Source organism: Amycolatopsis lurida (genome assembly GCF_900105055.1).
GTDB lineage: Bacteria > Actinomycetota > Actinomycetes > Mycobacteriales > Pseudonocardiaceae > Amycolatopsis > Amycolatopsis lurida.
In genome coordinates this window covers 7,528,539-7,542,896 of the sequence record NZ_FNTA01000004.1, presented here as the reverse complement: position 1 = coordinate 7,542,896, position 14,358 = coordinate 7,528,539, and the positions used below count along the sequence as shown (strand labels likewise).

The 14,358-nt window shown below is 67.2% G+C and carries 15 protein-coding genes; 10 read left to right on the top strand and 5 right to left on the bottom strand.

Features of this window, described 5'->3' with window-relative positions; genetic code table 11:
- Window positions 1-18: 18 nt before the first annotated feature.
- On the bottom strand, window positions 19-2,760 hold the full coding sequence (polA, locus tag BLW75_RS40845) for a DNA polymerase I (protein ID WP_034315966.1): 2,742 nt from the start codon (window positions 2,758-2,760) through the stop codon (window positions 19-21).
- A gap of 182 nt (window positions 2,761-2,942) precedes the next feature.
- Between polA and BLW75_RS40840 the strand changes: the two genes are divergently transcribed.
- Window positions 2,943-3,371, top strand: coding sequence for a PaaI family thioesterase (locus BLW75_RS40840; protein ID WP_034315968.1), 429 nt, complete (start codon window positions 2,943-2,945; stop codon window positions 3,369-3,371).
- Window positions 3,372-3,436: 65 nt separating this feature from the next.
- Complete coding sequence (locus tag BLW75_RS40835) at window positions 3,437-4,396, top strand: LysR family transcriptional regulator (protein WP_034315972.1); 960 nt, start codon at window positions 3,437-3,439, stop codon at window positions 4,394-4,396.
- Window positions 4,397-4,471: 75 nt separating this feature from the next.
- On the opposite strand, the gene BLW75_RS40830 is transcribed toward BLW75_RS40835, so the two are convergent.
- Complete coding sequence (locus BLW75_RS40830) at window positions 4,472-5,290, bottom strand: alpha/beta hydrolase family protein (protein ID WP_034315974.1); 819 nt, start codon at window positions 5,288-5,290, stop codon at window positions 4,472-4,474.
- A 464-nt stretch (window positions 5,291-5,754) separates the two neighbouring features.
- Here BLW75_RS40830 and BLW75_RS40825 point away from each other — a divergent pair, with 464 nt between their 5' ends.
- From BLW75_RS40825 to BLW75_RS40805, 5 genes are all read left to right on the top strand, one after another.
- Window positions 5,755-6,909 (top strand): branched-chain amino acid ABC transporter substrate-binding protein, encoded by a 1,155-nt coding sequence (locus tag BLW75_RS40825; protein ID WP_034315976.1) that lies wholly within the window; start codon window positions 5,755-5,757, stop codon window positions 6,907-6,909.
- Window positions 6,910-7,023: 114 nt separating this feature from the next.
- Window positions 7,024-7,995, top strand: a complete 972-nt coding sequence (locus tag BLW75_RS40820) for a branched-chain amino acid ABC transporter permease (RefSeq protein ID WP_034315979.1) — start codon at window positions 7,024-7,026, stop codon at window positions 7,993-7,995.
- A complete protein-coding gene (locus BLW75_RS40815) occupies window positions 7,992-9,131 on the top strand; it encodes a branched-chain amino acid ABC transporter permease (protein WP_034315981.1) in 1,140 nt (379 codons plus the stop codon). The genes BLW75_RS40820 and BLW75_RS40815 overlap by 4 nt, the downstream gene beginning before the upstream one ends.
- Window positions 9,128-9,901: an ABC transporter ATP-binding protein gene (locus BLW75_RS40810; protein ID WP_034315983.1), complete on the top strand. Its 774-nt coding sequence runs from the start codon at window positions 9,128-9,130 to the stop codon at window positions 9,899-9,901. Before BLW75_RS40815 ends, BLW75_RS40810 begins: the two co-directional genes overlap by 4 nt.
- Window positions 9,891-10,604 carry an ABC transporter ATP-binding protein gene (locus BLW75_RS40805; protein ID WP_034315986.1) on the top strand — a complete coding sequence of 238 codons (714 nt, stop codon included), beginning with the start codon at window positions 9,891-9,893 and terminating at the stop codon, window positions 10,602-10,604. Before BLW75_RS40810 ends, BLW75_RS40805 begins: the two co-directional genes overlap by 11 nt.
- 85 nt (window positions 10,605-10,689) lie before the next feature.
- Here BLW75_RS40805 and BLW75_RS40800 read toward each other — a convergent pair whose 3' ends face one another.
- Window positions 10,690-11,223, bottom strand: coding sequence for a hypothetical protein (locus BLW75_RS40800; protein WP_034315988.1), 534 nt, complete (start codon window positions 11,221-11,223; stop codon window positions 10,690-10,692).
- Window positions 11,220-11,813: an ATP-binding protein gene (locus BLW75_RS40795; RefSeq protein WP_034315991.1), complete on the bottom strand. Its 594-nt coding sequence runs from the start codon at window positions 11,811-11,813 to the stop codon at window positions 11,220-11,222. The genes BLW75_RS40800 and BLW75_RS40795 overlap by 4 nt, the downstream gene beginning before the upstream one ends.
- A 32-nt stretch (window positions 11,814-11,845) precedes the next feature.
- On the opposite strand from BLW75_RS40795, the gene BLW75_RS40790 reads away from it, so the two are divergent.
- Together BLW75_RS40790 and BLW75_RS40785 are read left to right on the top strand one after the other, a co-directional pair.
- Window positions 11,846-12,667 (top strand): LysR family transcriptional regulator, encoded by an 822-nt coding sequence (locus tag BLW75_RS40790; RefSeq protein ID WP_091599487.1) that lies wholly within the window; start codon window positions 11,846-11,848, stop codon window positions 12,665-12,667.
- Window positions 12,668-12,808: 141 nt separating this feature from the next.
- Window positions 12,809-13,111 (top strand): DUF6506 family protein, encoded by a 303-nt coding sequence (locus BLW75_RS40785; protein ID WP_034315996.1) that lies wholly within the window; start codon window positions 12,809-12,811, stop codon window positions 13,109-13,111.
- On the opposite strand, the gene BLW75_RS40780 is transcribed toward BLW75_RS40785, so the two are convergent.
- A complete protein-coding gene (locus BLW75_RS40780) occupies window positions 13,108-13,587 on the bottom strand; it encodes a MarR family winged helix-turn-helix transcriptional regulator (protein WP_034315997.1) in 480 nt (159 codons plus the stop codon). The two genes, BLW75_RS40785 and BLW75_RS40780, sit on opposite strands and share 4 nt — an antisense overlap.
- Window positions 13,588-13,669: 82 nt before the next feature.
- Here BLW75_RS40780 and BLW75_RS40775 point away from each other — a divergent pair, with 82 nt between their 5' ends.
- Window positions 13,670-14,311 carry an FMN-dependent NADH-azoreductase gene (locus BLW75_RS40775; protein ID WP_034316001.1) on the top strand — a complete coding sequence of 214 codons (642 nt, stop codon included), beginning with the start codon at window positions 13,670-13,672 and terminating at the stop codon, window positions 14,309-14,311.
- Window positions 14,312-14,358 lie beyond the last annotated feature (47 nt).

Sequence of the window (14,358 nt, the reverse complement as noted above, 5' to 3'; positions counted from 1 at the left end):
CATTACCACTCACGAGGCCTAATGCGCGGCGTCGTTCCAGGACCGGCCGTATCCGACCGAGACCTCCAGCGGGACCGCCAGTTCGTAGGCGGAGCCCATTCCCTGGCGCACCAACGTTTCCAGCTGCTCGCGCTCACCTTCGGCGACCTCGAGGACGAGCTCGTCGTGGACCTGCAGCAGCACTCGGCTCTTCAGCTTCGCCTCGGTCAGCGCCTTGTGCACGTTGAGCATGGCGACCTTGATGATGTCGGCCGCGCTGCCCTGGATGGGGGCGTTGAGCGCCATCCGCTCGGCCATCTCGCGACGCTGCCGGTTGTCGCTGTTGAGGTCCGGCAGATACCGGCGGCGGCCGAAGATCGTCTCGGTGTAACCGACCTTCGCCGCGTCGCCCACGACCGAATGGAGGTAATCGCGCACGCCGCCGAAACGGGAGAAGTACGCCTCCATCTGTTCCTTGGCCTCTTCGGTCGAGATCCGCAGCTGCTGCGAAAGCCCGTACGCCGAAAGCCCGTACGCCAAGCCGTACGACATCGCCTTCACCCGGAAACGCAGTTCCGGCGTGATCTCCTCCGGCGGCAGCGAGAACGCGCGCGACGCCACGAAAGTGTGCAGATCCTCGCCGCTGTTGAAAGCCTGGATCAGCCCTTCGTCCTGCGAGAGGTGCGCCATGATCCGCATTTCGATCTGGCTGTAGTCCGCCGTCATCAGCTCGGCGTACCCGTCTCCGACGACGAAGGCGTCACGGATGCGGCGGCCTTCCTCGGTGCGGATCGGGATGTTCTGCAGGTTCGGGTCGACCGAGGAGAGCCGTCCGGTGGCGGCGATGGTCTGCAGCAGCGTGGTGTGGATGCGGCCGTCGTCGGCGACCGACTTGATCAGGCCCTCGACCGTGGTGCGCAGCCTGGTCGCGTCCCGGTGCTCCAGCAGATGCTGCAAGAACGGGTGCTCGGTCTTCTCGAACAGGCTCTGCAGTGCCTCGGCGTCGGTGGTGTAGCCGGTCTTGGTGCGCTTGGTCTTCGGCATGCCGAGCTCGTCGAACAGGATGACCTGCAGCTGCTTCGGCGAACCGAGGTTGACCTGCTTGCCGATGACCGCGTACGCCTCCTCCGCGGCCTGTGTCACCCGGCCGAGGTAGTGCGCTTCCAGGTTGGTCAGGTGCTCGATGTCGACCGCGATGCCCGCCGCCTCGAGGCCGGTGATCACCTGCAGCAGCGGCAGTTCGAGCTCGGCGAGCAGCTGCGCGCCGCCCAGTTCTTCGAGCTCCTTGGTCAGTGCGCCCGCGAGCTCGGCGACGGCGCGGGCCTTGACCAGCTCGGCTTGGATCTCCTTCTGCTCCATGTCCTCGGCGCCACCATCGAGCAGCGAAAGCTGCCCGTCCCCGGTGTCGGCCTCGGACCGGAGCTCACGGTGCAGGTACCGCAGGGCCAGGTCGTCGAGTTCGAAAGTGCGCTGCCCCGGGCGGACCAGGTACGCCGCGAGCGCGGTGTCCATGACGAGCCCGGCGAACGTCCAGCCGCGCGCCCGGACGGCGTGCAGCGGGACCTTGAGCTCGTGGCCGATCTTCTGGATCTTCTCGTCGGCGAGCCAGGCCGTGAGCGCCTTGTCGTCCTCGGCGTCCATCGCGGTGACGTCGACATACGCGCCCTCGCCGTCCGCGGCCGCGAAGGTGATGGCCTTCAGGTCGGAACGGACCGAGGCCCCGGTGGTGCGGAACGCCAGGCCGACCGGCTGGTCCTGGCCGGTGTGCGCGGACAGCCATTCCGTGAGCGCGCCCGGCGCGAGCTTCGAACCGCTGACCTCGAAACCCTCTTCGGCCTCGGGCTCGGCGCTCTGCAGGGTGGCGAAGAGCCGGTCTCGCAGGACACGGAACTCGAGCTCGTCGAACAGCGCGTGGACGGCCTCGCGGTCCCACGGACGCAGCTCGAGCATGGTCGGGCCGAGCTCCAGCTCGACGTCGCGGATCAGCTCGGTGAGCTGGCGGTTCAGCATGACCGCGCCGAGGTGCTCGCGCAGCGCGTCGCCGACCTTGCCCTTGACCTCGTCGACCCGGTCGATCAGCTCGTTGAACGAGCCGAACTGCCTGATCCACTTCGCGGCCGTCTTCTCACCGACACCCGGGATACTGGGCAGGTTGTCCGAGGGGTCGCCGCGCAGCGCGGCGAAGTCCGGGTACTGCGCCGGAGTGAGGCCGTACTTCTCCTCGACCGCCTCCGGGGTGAACCGGGTCATCTCCGACACGCCGCGCTTCGGGTACAGCACGGTGACCTGGTCGGTCACCAGCTGGAGCGCGTCACGGTCACCAGTACAGATGAGGACGTCGAAACCTTCCGCGGTCGCCTGTGTCGTGAGCGTGGCGATGATGTCGTCGGCTTCGTAGTTCTCCTTGGTCAGTGCCGGGATGCCGAGGACCTTCAGCACGTCCTCGACCAGCCCGACCTGGCCCTTGAACTCGTCCGGGGTGGTGCTGCGGTTGGCCTTGTACTCCGCGTACGTCTCCGACCGGAACGTCTTGCGGGAGAGGTCGAACGCGACCGCGAGGTGGGTCGGCGCCTCGTCGCGCAGCAGGTTGATGAGCATCGAGGTGAACCCGAACACCGCGTTCGTCGTCTGCCCGGTCTTCGTCTTGAAGTTCTCCGCGGGCAGCGCGAAGAACGCGCGATACGCCATCGAATGGCCGTCGATCAGCAGCAGTTTGGGCCGCTCGGCCTGTGCGGTGGCAGGTGTGGCGTTGGCAACGGTCGTGTTCTCACTCGGGCTCACGGGAGCGAGTCTAGGGTGAGGGTCCGACAGTCCTGCCTGTCGTGTCTGTTGCGGCCTGTCGGCGGAGCTGCTCAGACCTCCTGGCGCAGGAAACTCGCCAGGCCGGAGGCAGGACGTGAGAAAAACTCGATGACGTGCCCCGTCGACGCGGTCGCGGGTTCACGAATGTTAAGGAGCTCTGCGTGACCGAACAAGCCCTCGAATCCTTCGCCGGGATCGACCCGGCCTACGCCGGACAGCAGCTCAACGACAAGCTCGGGCTCGAGATCAGCGAATTCGGTCCCGAACGCGTCGTGGGCAGCATCCCGGTGGAGGGCAACCTCCAGCCCTACGGTCTCCTCCACGGCGGCGCGAACGCCGTGGTCGCCGAGGCGCTCGGTTCGATGGTCTGCGCGCTCAACGCCGGCACCGACAAGGCGACGATGGGGCTCGAACTCTCGTGCACGCACCACCGGGCGGTCCGGTCCGGGCGGGTGACCGGTGTCGCGACGCCGGTGCACGTCGGGCGCGGGACCGTGACCGCCGAGATCGTCCTGACCGACGACCAGGGGCGCCGGTCGTGCACGGCGCGGCTGACCTGCGTGGTGCGGGAGCGGCCGCCGGGCATGTGAGTCCGTTAAGGCCTCCTTCACTACCTTGAGGGTAGGCAAGGAGGCCTTCACGTACCTTCAGGGACGTGGATCTCGACACGGCCCAGGTGCGCGCGTTCGTCGCCACCGCCGACCACGGCCATTTCGGTCGCGCGGCGGAATCCCTGTTCCTCACCCAGCAGGCGCTTTCGAAGCGCGTCCGGAAGCTCGAGGACGCTTTGTCGGTCCAGCTCTTCCTGCGTACCAACCGATCCGTCGAGCTGACCGTCGACGGCGACCGGTTCCTCCCGCACGCGCGCGAGCTGATCCGCGCGGCCGACGCCGCCGTCGCCGCGATGGGCTTGCAGGACCGCCCGCCTCGCCTCGACGTCATCGATCCGCGCCTCTCCCCCATGTACATGCTGCGCCGCATCGCCCAGCGCGACCCGGCGCTGGCCGTCGAGCGCGTCGCCGGGCGCGGGCTGGCCAACGCCCTCGACCCCCTGGTCCGCGGCGAGATCGACCTCGCGTTCGGCCGCGTCGCGGACCTCGGCCGCGAAGTACCCGCGGAACTCGAACACCGCCTGGTCCGCCTGGAACCGTTGGTCGCTCTTCTCGCACCCGAGCACCCACTCGCGGACAACGATGTCCTGAAAATGTCCGATCTTCGACACGAGGGCATCTGGATTCCGCAATTGGGCGGCCCGGTCGAATGGCTTTCTTATTTGCAACGCCTATGCAAAGAATTCGACGTCCCGATCGACGACTCCGGTGTCAGTTACGACCTCAGACACACTCTGGAACAGACTCGCTACGGGAAGCAGCGGGTCACGCTCGCCGGCGCCGACATGGACCTCGCGTCCGACCTCAATCTGCGGGTCCTGCCGTTCGAGCCGTCGCCGCTCTTCCCGTGGTCGGTGGTGTGGCGGCGCGGCGAAGGCCCGGCCCTGCGGCGCCTGCTGGCGCTCGCCGGCCGGACCAGCCACGAAGAAGGTTGGTGCACCTACGATCCCGCGCGATCCTGGCTGCCGGACGACGACCTCAGACAGCTAGGGCGTGTTTCATAAGCCTGTTCGATGGGCTTCATGATCCAGGTGCGGATCGGCCTCGTGCCACCTGGGCGCGAAGACCGCGAACTCGGCTTATGAAACGCGCCCTAGGTGCCGGGCGAACCAGCGCGTGAGCTCGCCGTCGATCAGCTTCGCGTGGTCCGTCTGCGGAGTGGGTTCGAGGCCGGGCGCGTCGGCGAATTCGTGCGCCATCCCCGGGATGGTGACGAGCTCGGATCGCCCCTCCCCCAACGCCTTGTGCAGGGCCTCGGCCGGTTCCGTGATCGAAACGTCGTCCTTCTCACCGATGACGAACAGGACCGGCGCGGTCAGTTCGTCCGCCCGCCGCACGTAGTCGTACTCGTCGGCGACCGCGCGGGACCGGTCCGACCAGTGATAAGTGACGTCGTAGACCCGCTCGTTCGCCGCGATCACCGGCGCCAGCTGCGTCACCGGGTTCACCAGCGCGGCCGCCGCCACGTCGATCTCCGGGTGGGTCAGCATCTGCAACGCGACCGCGCCGCCCTGCGAACCGCCGGCCAACCCCACCGGTCCGTCCTCAATGGACAGGCGGGAGCGCAGTTCCGCCACCGCGGCCGGGAACTCCGCCTCGACCTGCTTGGTGAGCGGTTCGACGACGTTGAGCACGTTGTCCTCGCTCGCGAGCCGGAAGAAGCCCTCGAAACCACCCTCGGGAAACCGTTTACCGGTCAGCGGCAGCCCGAGGTGCACCCGCCACGCGTGCAGCCCCCGCATCGGCAGCGCCGCCGCCATGGCCGCCTCGCTGAACGGCGCGCCCAGCAGATGCCAGGTCAGCACCAGCGGCGCCGGACGTTTCCGGTCCGACGGCGGCACCGCCACGAACGGGACTCCCGCGGCGACGCCTTCGATCGTTTCGACGCTCATCTTCATGTTCTCCCAGGTCCTCGTTTCGGTTCTGGGGACAGCTAATCGCGAGGTCAGGGTCGAGATCCAACAGCCGTTCGGACCGCGACGACAACCATCGGTTGTCACGGCACAAGAGAAGAGCGGGCACGGTTGACGCCCTTTGGGGCAGCATTGCTACGACGAACGGCCGCCCACGAAGGAGCTGAAAAAGCGCAAGATACGCGGCCGAAACATGATCCTTACCCACGAGCATGATCGACGTGGTAGCGGTGAATCCCCAGCGTGACCAGCGAAGACCCGCCAACCGGCAACATTCGCCTTTTCGTGCAATTAGTTCCGGTTTCGACCGTCACGATGTGGACACAGAGTGATGGGCGTCTGGGCAGATCATGGCGTAGGGGGATATCTTCCTGCCCTAACCTAGCCCCTGTGTCGGGGGCAACGCCTACCGGCGGCTGGTTGGTCATGGGAGGTAGTCGGTGTCAGGAGTGCGTTTTGGACGGGTTTTCGCCGTCGCGGCGGCTGCGTCGCTGGCGCTGGCGGGCTGTGCAGGCGGCAGCAGCTCGTCCGGCAGCGGTGACAGCAGCACGCTGAAGATCGGGTTCATGGGTGACCTCACCGGTGAGAACTCCGGGATCGTGATCCCGCCCCGCAACGGCGCCAAGCTCGCTATCGACGAGTACAACAAGACGAACCCGGCGACGAAGCTGGAACTCAAGGAATACGACAGCCAGGGCAAGCCCGAGCAGGCGACGTCGCTGATCGCGACCGCCGTCGGCCAGGACAAGATCACCGCGCTGATCGGCCCGGCCTTCTCCGGTGAGTCGAAGGCCATCGGCGGTCAGCTGGAGCAGAACAAGATCCCGAGCGTCTCGCCCTCGGCCACCAACGCGGGCCTGTCCTCGAACGGGTGGAAGTACTGGCACCGCGTCGTCGCGAGTGACGCCAGCCAGGGACCGGCCATCGCCAACTTCCTCATCACGGCGAAGTCGCCCAAGAAGGCCTACATCATCTCGGACGACCAGGAATACAGTGTCGGCCTGGCGGACAACTTCGAGAAGACCTTGAAGGAGAAGAACGTCCCGTCCGAGCGCGACAAGTTCGCCAAGGACGCGTCGGACTACTCCTCGACCGTGCAGAAGGTCAAGGCCGCGAACCCGGACATCATCCTCTTCGGTGGCTACTACGCCCAGGGTGGCCGTCTGCTCAAGCAGCTGCGTGACAGCCAGGTGACCGCCACCTTCGCCACCGGTGACGGCTCGCTCGACGCCCAGCTGGTCAGCGGTGCGGGTGCCGCGGCCGCCGAGAAGGCCGTCGTCGGCTGCCCGTGCAACATCCCGGACGCCGGCTCCACCGACGAGTTCAGCACCAAGTACAAGGCCGCGTACAACGTCGACCCGGCGATCTACTCGAGCGAGGGCTACGACGCCGCGACCGCCATCATCAACGCGGTCAAGGCGGGCGCCACCACCTCGGAGAAGATCAACGAGGCCCTCAAGACGATCGACTTCAAGGGTGTCTCGAAGCAGATCAAGTTCAAGGAGAACGGCGAACCGTCGACGGACGCGATCAACGTCTACCAGGTCACCGGTGGTGTTCTGAAGAACCTCGGCGTCTCGACCGAAGCCAAGCTCAACGGCTGACGGAGCAGATAGGAACACCTAACGGAAGCGGGGGCGCTGTGCGATCACAGCACCCCCGCTTCCCGCAAATGTGGCGAAAGAAATCCTCGCCCCGTCCCGTAAGGCATCCACGTCATGCTTCAAGATCTGCAAGCCCAGTTCCTCGGTAGCACCATCGGCGGACTGGTCGCCGGAAGCATCTACGCCCTCATCGCCCTCGGCTACACAATGGTCTACGGCGTGCTCCGGCTCATCAACTTCGCGCATTCCGAAATCTTCATGATCGGGACGGTCACGTCCCTGTTCGTCCTGATCACCATCGCCGGCGGTACCGCCCCGATCACGCTCGGCGTGTTCGGGATGATCGCCGTCCTGCTGTTGATCATCATCGCTTCGGCCGCCGTGTCCGGCGGTGCGGCGGTGTTGCTGGAGCAAGTGGCCTACCGGCCGCTCCGCAAGAAGGGCGCGACCCGGCTCGCCGCCCTGATCTCCGCCATCGGCGCCTCGCTATTCCTCCAGGAGCTGTTCGGCCTCGAGATCATCGAATGGATCACCGACAAATCCGGCCGTGTGCAACAGAACGCGCCGCGGTTCATCCCGCACGAGGAGCTTTTCCACATCGGCAACGGTGTCGTGCGCACGGACCACGTGTTCGTCGTCGTCGGTGCCGTGATCATGATGGTCGTCCTCGACCAGCTGGTCAGCCGCACCCGCATCGGCCGCGGTATCCGTGCCACCGCACAGGATCCCGAAGCCGCCGTGCTGATGGGCGTCAGCATCGACAAGATCGTGCGCCTCACGTTCCTGCTCGGTGGCGCGATGGCCGGTGTCGCCGCGGCGCTGTACGTCATGGAGTACGAGAACACCGATTACCGCATCGGCTTCCTCCTCGGTATCAAGGCGTTCACCGCGGCCGTGCTGGGAGGTATCGGCAACCTGCGCGGCGCTCTGCTCGGTGGCATCGTGCTCGGCCTGGTGGAGAACTGGAGTTCCATCTTCTTCGGTTCGGCTTGGAAGGACGTCACCGCCTTCGTGGTACTGGTGCTGGTCCTGATGTTCCGACCCACCGGCATCCTCGGTGAATCGCTGCAGCGGGCACGCGCATGAAGGGCAACGAAGAAGTGGCTGAAAAGTCCCCAGAGAACGGCAAGGCCGGGCGCGCCGGCTTTCACCCCGTGGACGGTATGCGGGATTGGTGGGCACGCGCCCCGCATTGGCAGCGTTATGGCGTGTACCTCGCCCTGATCATCGGCGCGCTGATCCTTCCCGCGCCCGCGATCGGCTCGTTCATGTCCCCGGAATCGGACTGGACCACGGTCCTGATCTTCCCGGTCGGGGTGTACATCCTGCTGGCGATCGGCCTGAACATCGTCGTCGGTCACGCGGGCATGCTCGACCTCGGGTTCGTCGCGTTCTTCGCGATCGGCGCCTACACGCTCGCCGTGATGGGCACCCTGCACGGCTGGGGGTTCTGGGGCACGCTCGTGCTCGGCATCTTCCTGGCGGCGATGTCGGGGGTGATCCTCGGCGCTCCGACGCTCCGGTTGCGCGGTGACTATCTGGCCATCGTGACCCTCGGCTTCGGTGAGATCGTCCGGATCACCGCGACGAACACCGACGCCATCGGCGGTGCCCGCGGTATCACCAACATCCCGCACCCGGAACCCATGTTCGGGACCGAGTTCCTGCTCGACCCGGCGCCGTACTACTACCTGATCGTCGCTGCGATCGTGATCGCGATCGTCTTCTCGGTGCGGCTGCACAAGAGCCGGGTCGGCCGGGCGTGGGCGGCCATCCGCGAGGACGAGGACGCCGCCGAACTGATGGGCGTCCCGACGTTCAAGTTCAAGCTGCTGGCGTTCGCCATCGGCGCCATGCTCGGCGGTATGGCCGGTGTGGTCTACGCCAGCAAGGCCGTCTTCATCGAGCCGAACAACTTCCCGTTCATCCTGTCCGCGACCATCCTCGCGGCCGTGGTGCTCGGTGGCGCGGGCAACCTGCCCGGTGTCATGCTCGGCGCGTTCCTGGTCGCCTGGCTTCCGGAACGGTTCCGGTTCCTGTCCGAGTACCGCATCCTGATCTTCGGTGGTGTGCTGGTGCTGATGATGGCGCTGCGGCCGGAGGGTCTCCTGCCGTCGCGGCAGCGCAAGGCGGAACTACACGAAGGAACGGGCGGGATGGGTGCCATGGGCGCCGAGGTCGCGGGTCCGGATTCCGAGGCTTCGGCGGAGGTGACGAAATGAGCGCACTGCTCGAATTCGACAACGTGACGATGCGCTTCGGCGGTGTCACGGCCTTGAAGGAAGTCAACCTCACCATCGACCAGGGTGAGATCTTCGCCCTGATCGGCCCGAACGGCGCGGGCAAGACCACGGTCTTCAACGTGATCACCGGCGTCTACCGGCCGACCGAAGGCCAGGTGCGCTTCGGCGACACCCGGATCGACGGGATGAAGCGGTTCAAGATCAACCAGAACGGGATCGCCCGGACGTTCCAGAACATCCGGCTGTTCCACAACATGTCGGCGCTCGAGAACGTGATGGTCGGTGCGGACTCGCACCACAAGACCGGCGCGATCTCGGCGACGCTGGGCCTGCCCGTGCACCGCAAGGAAGAGAAGCGGGGCCGCGAGCTGGCGAGGGAGCTCCTGGACTTCGTCGGCATCGGCCGGGTCGAGCACAACACCGCGAAGAACCTCTCCTACGGCGACCAGCGCCGTCTGGAGATCGCGCGTGCGCTCGCGACCGACCCGAAGCTGCTGCTGCTCGACGAGCCCGCCGCCGGTATGAACCCGGCGGAGAAGAACTCGCTGCAGCAACTGATCCGCAAGATCCGTGATGACGGCCGCACCGTGCTGCTCATCGAGCACGACATGGGCTTGGTCATGCAGATCGCCGACCGGCTGGCCGTGCTCGACTTCGGCCAGAAGATCGCAGAAGGGCTCCCCCACGAGGTGCAGAACAACCAAAAGGTGATCGAGGCTTACCTGGGGGTGGCGGAAGATGCTTCTTGAGGTTCAGGACATCAACGTCCACTACGGGAAGATCGCCGCGCTCAAGGGTATGACCATCGAGGTCGACGAGGGCGAGATCGTTTCGCTCATCGGGGCCAACGGCGCCGGCAAGACCACGACACTGAAGACGATCTCGGGGCTGCGTCCGCTGACCAGCGGCCGGATCCTCTTCGACGGCAAGGACATCTCGAAGACGCCCGGCCACAAACGGGTCGAGCTCGGGATCGGCCAGTCACCGGAAGGCCGGGGCGTGTTCCCCGGGATGACGGTGCAGGAGAACCTCCTGATGGGTGCCTACACCCGCAAGGACGAGCTGAAGGCCGACCTCGACGAGGTCTACGAGCTGTTCCCGCGGCTGAACGAGCGCAAGACCCAGTTCGGCGGCACGATGTCCGGTGGCGAGCAGCAGATGATCGCCATCGGCCGCGCGCTGATGACCAAGCCCAAGGTGCTGCTGCTCGACGAGCCGTCCATGGGTCTGGCGCCGATGCTGATCGCGCAGATCTTCGACATCATCCGCGAGATCAACAAGCGCGGGACCACGGTCCTGCTGGTGGAGCAGAACGCGCAGCAGGCGCTGAAGCTGTCCGACCGCGCGTACGTGCTGGAGACCGGTCGAGTGGTCAAGAGCGCCCGCGGTGCCGAGCTGCTGGACGACCCGCAGGTGCGGGCCGCCTACCTCGGTGGTGATTTGGGCGTCTGACGCCTTTCGGGAAGGGCCCCGTCGCGTTTTCGCGGCGGGGCCCTTTCTTTGTCCAAGGTGTGGGGTCCGGTGCCGTGTCCCGAGTTCAGGTCAGCTTGATGTCCGTGCCGGTGAGGTTCTTCATGTCGGTCAGTGTCGGGCCGCCGAAAGCCCGCAGCACCAAGGGTTTCGCCTCCTTCGGGAGATCGAAGTAGAGGTCGAACTCGACCCGCACGCCGCGCCCGAGCTCGAACTTGTCCGGCTGCCGTTTGATCGTCATGGCCTGGTTGTCGACCGCGATCACCGCGCCGGAATCGGTGACGAGTTGCTGGCGCCGCGTGTCGAAGAGGATCCCGGAGAGGCCCTTTCCCGTCACCACCAGCCGGAGCCGGACGAACTGTCCCTTAGCCTCGAATTCGGCGTGGCTGCCGGTGAGACTGGGGAGCCCGGCGGCCAGGCCGATGAGCGAGAACTCGGTTTCCCCGTTGAGCGCCGGTGGCAGGTGCAGGGCGGTCTCGTCCGGACGGACCTCACGCGCGGGCAGGTCGTAGACGGGTTTGGCGGGCGGCGGTTCCTGCTCGGCCGAGCACCCCGTGAGCAGGGCCAGCACCGAAGCCGCCGCGGTCAGGCACCTTCTCATCGGACGACCTCCACCCTCAAGTACGGCCACCCGTCGACATCCGGCAGCCGCACCGGGCCGACTTCCGCACCCGGCGAGAAGTGGACCATCGTTCCCGTCGTACCGTCGTCGGCGATCGGCGTCAGAGCGGTGACCGGGACGCCGCGTTCGTAACGCTGGGTCCAAGAGCCGTTGTGACGCCGGTTGGTGTGCACGAGCCAGTCGCTCAAGCCCGCCACGACCGACACCCCGCGACGCGGATGACCGTCCGGAAGCCATTGTTTTCCCGGGAAATCGAAGAAGCGCAGATCCTTGGTCGACATGACCGGTTTCTTCACGAAGCCGCCGTGCCCATCCGCGCGGGTATCGGTGCCCCGCCCGTCGTCCGCCACGGAGACCGAGCCGTCGGGGTGGACCGTGACGACGGCCTTCCCGCGGCCGGTGCTTTCGGCTTCCTCCGCCGCGTAGGCGAGCACTTCGAGGATCAGGTGCGCGACTCCGCCGGGGGCGAACTCCTCGGGGTTCCGGCGGATATGCCTCAGATGTCCGGCGTCCACGGACCCGGCCCAGTCGTGCGTGGTGGTGCGCCATCGGGCTTCTCCGTCAGTCACTCCGCCATTCTCCTACGGGTTAGTGTGCGGCTGTGGAGTTACGACGTCTTCGATATCTGTGTGCCGTGGTGGAGGAAGGGCATCTCACCCGCGCGGCGGAGCGTCTCGGCCTCCGCGCGTCGTCGCTCAGCCAGCAGATCATCGCGCTGGAACGGGAACTGGACGCGGCCTTGTTCGTCCGGACCCAGGCGGGGATGACGCCCACCGCCGCCGCCCTGGCGCTGCTCCCCCACGCCCGGCGGATACTGGAGGAGGCCGAACTCGGCGCGCGGGCCGTCCGCGACACCATGGGCAGGCCGCTCCGCGTCGGCGTGACGCCGGGCGCGCCGCCGGCCGTCCTCGCGACCCTGTACGCCGAAGCGGTGGAGATCGACGACCTGCCCGCCGCGCGGCAGCTCGACCTCCTCCGCCGCGGCGCGCTCGACGCCGGACTGCTCGCCTTGCCGGAAGACGTGGACGGTCTGCGCGTCGCCGTCGTGAGCGAGAGGCCGTTGGGTGTGCTCGTCTCAGACGCCCACTCCCTGGCCCGGCTCGACGAAGTGGGCTGGGAGGATCTCACCGGCCTGGATCTCCTTCTGTACGAAAGAAAGCTGGCTCCCGGCTACCATGACAGGCTGCTCGCGGACTGCGCGGCGGCGGGCTGGCGGCCGGCTCACGTCCGCACCGGACCGCCTCGGCGGTCGCTGTTCGTCGCCGAATTGCGGCACGGTGGCGACGTCGTCGCCTTGCGTCCCCGAGAGGAACCGGCCGAAGGTCTGCGCTGGTTGCCGCTGCGGGAGGCCCCGGTCGTCCGGCACGCGCTCGTGTGGGACCCGGCGCACGAATCTTCGGAGCGGATCGCCGCGCTGGTATGACGGCGCCCACAGCGGATCTCCGCGCCGTCCGCCCGACCTCTGCTCTTCGGCGCTCCCGGACGGCCGTACGGATCCGCCTCGTGGACGGCACCCCGCGTTCCGCGATTACCTCACTGTGATCGAGAACGAAGGAGAATCGTCATGCGACAGTGGGGTTTCGTGTACTTGGCCGAGGGCTGCGACCCGGCGCGGGACGTGTCCCGTGTGGACACTGGGCGGTGCCTGACGGTGCTGATCGGGGTCGGCCGTGTGGACCAGGTCGTCACCGCGGCCCGGCGGCTGGTCGACGAAGGGGCGCAGCTGATCGAATTGTGCGGCGCGTTCGGTCCCGTGTGGACGGCACGGGTGATCGACGCGGTGGGAAGCGAGGTCCCGGTCGGAAGTGTCCTGTACGGCGCCGAAGCCACCAAGCAGCTTCACGACCTGTTCGACCTCGGCGGCTAGCAGTTTTCGACGTGTGCGGCGTCGAAGCAGGCGGCGGGCTCGGCGTGGCCCGCCGCCTGGTACAGCAGGGTGTACAGCGTCTCGCGCTGACCCTTGTCGAGCGCGCCGAGTACCTCGTCTTCGACCGCGGCGAGGGCGAACTCGGCCTTGACGAGCTGCTTCAGGCCGACATCGGTGAGTTCGACGATGTGGCGGCGCCGGTCCGCCGGTGACCGCCGGCGCTCGATCAGGTTCGCGGACTCGAGGTCGTTCAACAACCCGACGACGTTCGTGCTGTCCATCTCCAGCGTCTTGGCGAGGTCCTGCTGCGAGCAGCCGCCCAGGTCACGCAGCACGGTCAGCGCGACGAGGTGCCGGGGCCGCAGGCCGAGCGGGGTCAGGACGGACTCGCTGCGCAGCCGGATCCGGCGGGTGACGTGGTCCAGCAGCGCGCCGCAGCGGTGCGGGGGCTGATTCACGACCGGGAGTTCGGGCACCCGTCAAGTGTACGTTCCCCATGATGGTCGCCACAGCATCAATGGTTTGCGTTACACAAACTATCTGTGCAAGATAGTAGGCATGACGAACCTGCTGCACATCGACTCGAGCATCACGGGCGAGCACTCGATCAGCCGCCGCCTCACCGCGCGTGCCGCCGCGGCCTGGCGCGCCGCGCATCCGGAAGGCACGGTCACCTATCGCGACCTGGGCAACGACCCGCTACCGCATCTGGACGCGGCGGCCAACGCGGCCAAGGCGACGCCGCCGGAGCAGCACACTCCGGAGCAGGCCGCGGCCTGGCGGCTCATCAAGGAGCTCGTCGACGAGGTGAAGGCGGCCGACACGATCCTGCTGGGCCTGCCGCTGTACAACTTCGGCCCGCCGAGCACGGTCAAGGCCTGGGTCGACCACCTGATCGCGCCCGGGCTGTCGCTCGACGCCGAGACCAGGGAAGGCCTGCTCGGCGGCCGTGACCTCATCGTCGTGACCGCGCGCGGCGGCGGATACGGCGAAGGCACCCCGCGCGAGGGCTGGGACCACGCGCAGGCGTGGATCCCGCACGGCGTCTCGCTGACCGGCCTCGAACCGCGTTTCGTCACCGCCGAGCTGACCCTGGCGAAGACCAACCCGGCGATGGCGGACCTCATCCCGCTGGCCGACGCCAGCCAGGCCGAGGCCGAACGCGCCATCGACGCACTGTGGACGCCCGTCGCGGCCTGACTCGTGAGTGGTAAGGACGGTTAGAACCGTCCTTACCACTCACGAGG

What these genes read in the sequence shown, in the direction of transcription:
- BLW75_RS40830 (WP_034315974.1), bottom strand. Translation starts at nt 5,290, where the DNA reads ATGAAGATGAGCGTCGAAACGATCGAAGGCGTCGCCGCGGGAGTCCCG.
- BLW75_RS40820 (WP_034315979.1), top strand. Translation starts at nt 7,024, where the DNA reads ATGCTTCAAGATCTGCAAGCCCAGTTCCTCGGTAGCACCATCGGCGGA.
- BLW75_RS40815 (WP_034315981.1), top strand. Translation starts at nt 7,992, where the DNA reads ATGAAGGGCAACGAAGAAGTGGCTGAAAAGTCCCCAGAGAACGGCAAG.
- BLW75_RS40810 (WP_034315983.1), top strand. Translation starts at nt 9,128, where the DNA reads ATGAGCGCACTGCTCGAATTCGACAACGTGACGATGCGCTTCGGCGGT.
- BLW75_RS40805 (WP_034315986.1), top strand. Translation starts at nt 9,891, where the DNA reads ATGCTTCTTGAGGTTCAGGACATCAACGTCCACTACGGGAAGATCGCC.
- BLW75_RS40800 (WP_034315988.1), bottom strand. Translation starts at nt 11,223, where the DNA reads ATGAGAAGGTGCCTGACCGCGGCGGCTTCGGTGCTGGCCCTGCTCACG.
- BLW75_RS40785 (WP_034315996.1), top strand. Translation starts at nt 12,809, where the DNA reads ATGCGACAGTGGGGTTTCGTGTACTTGGCCGAGGGCTGCGACCCGGCG.
- BLW75_RS40775 (WP_034316001.1), top strand. Translation starts at nt 13,670, where the DNA reads ATGACGAACCTGCTGCACATCGACTCGAGCATCACGGGCGAGCACTCG.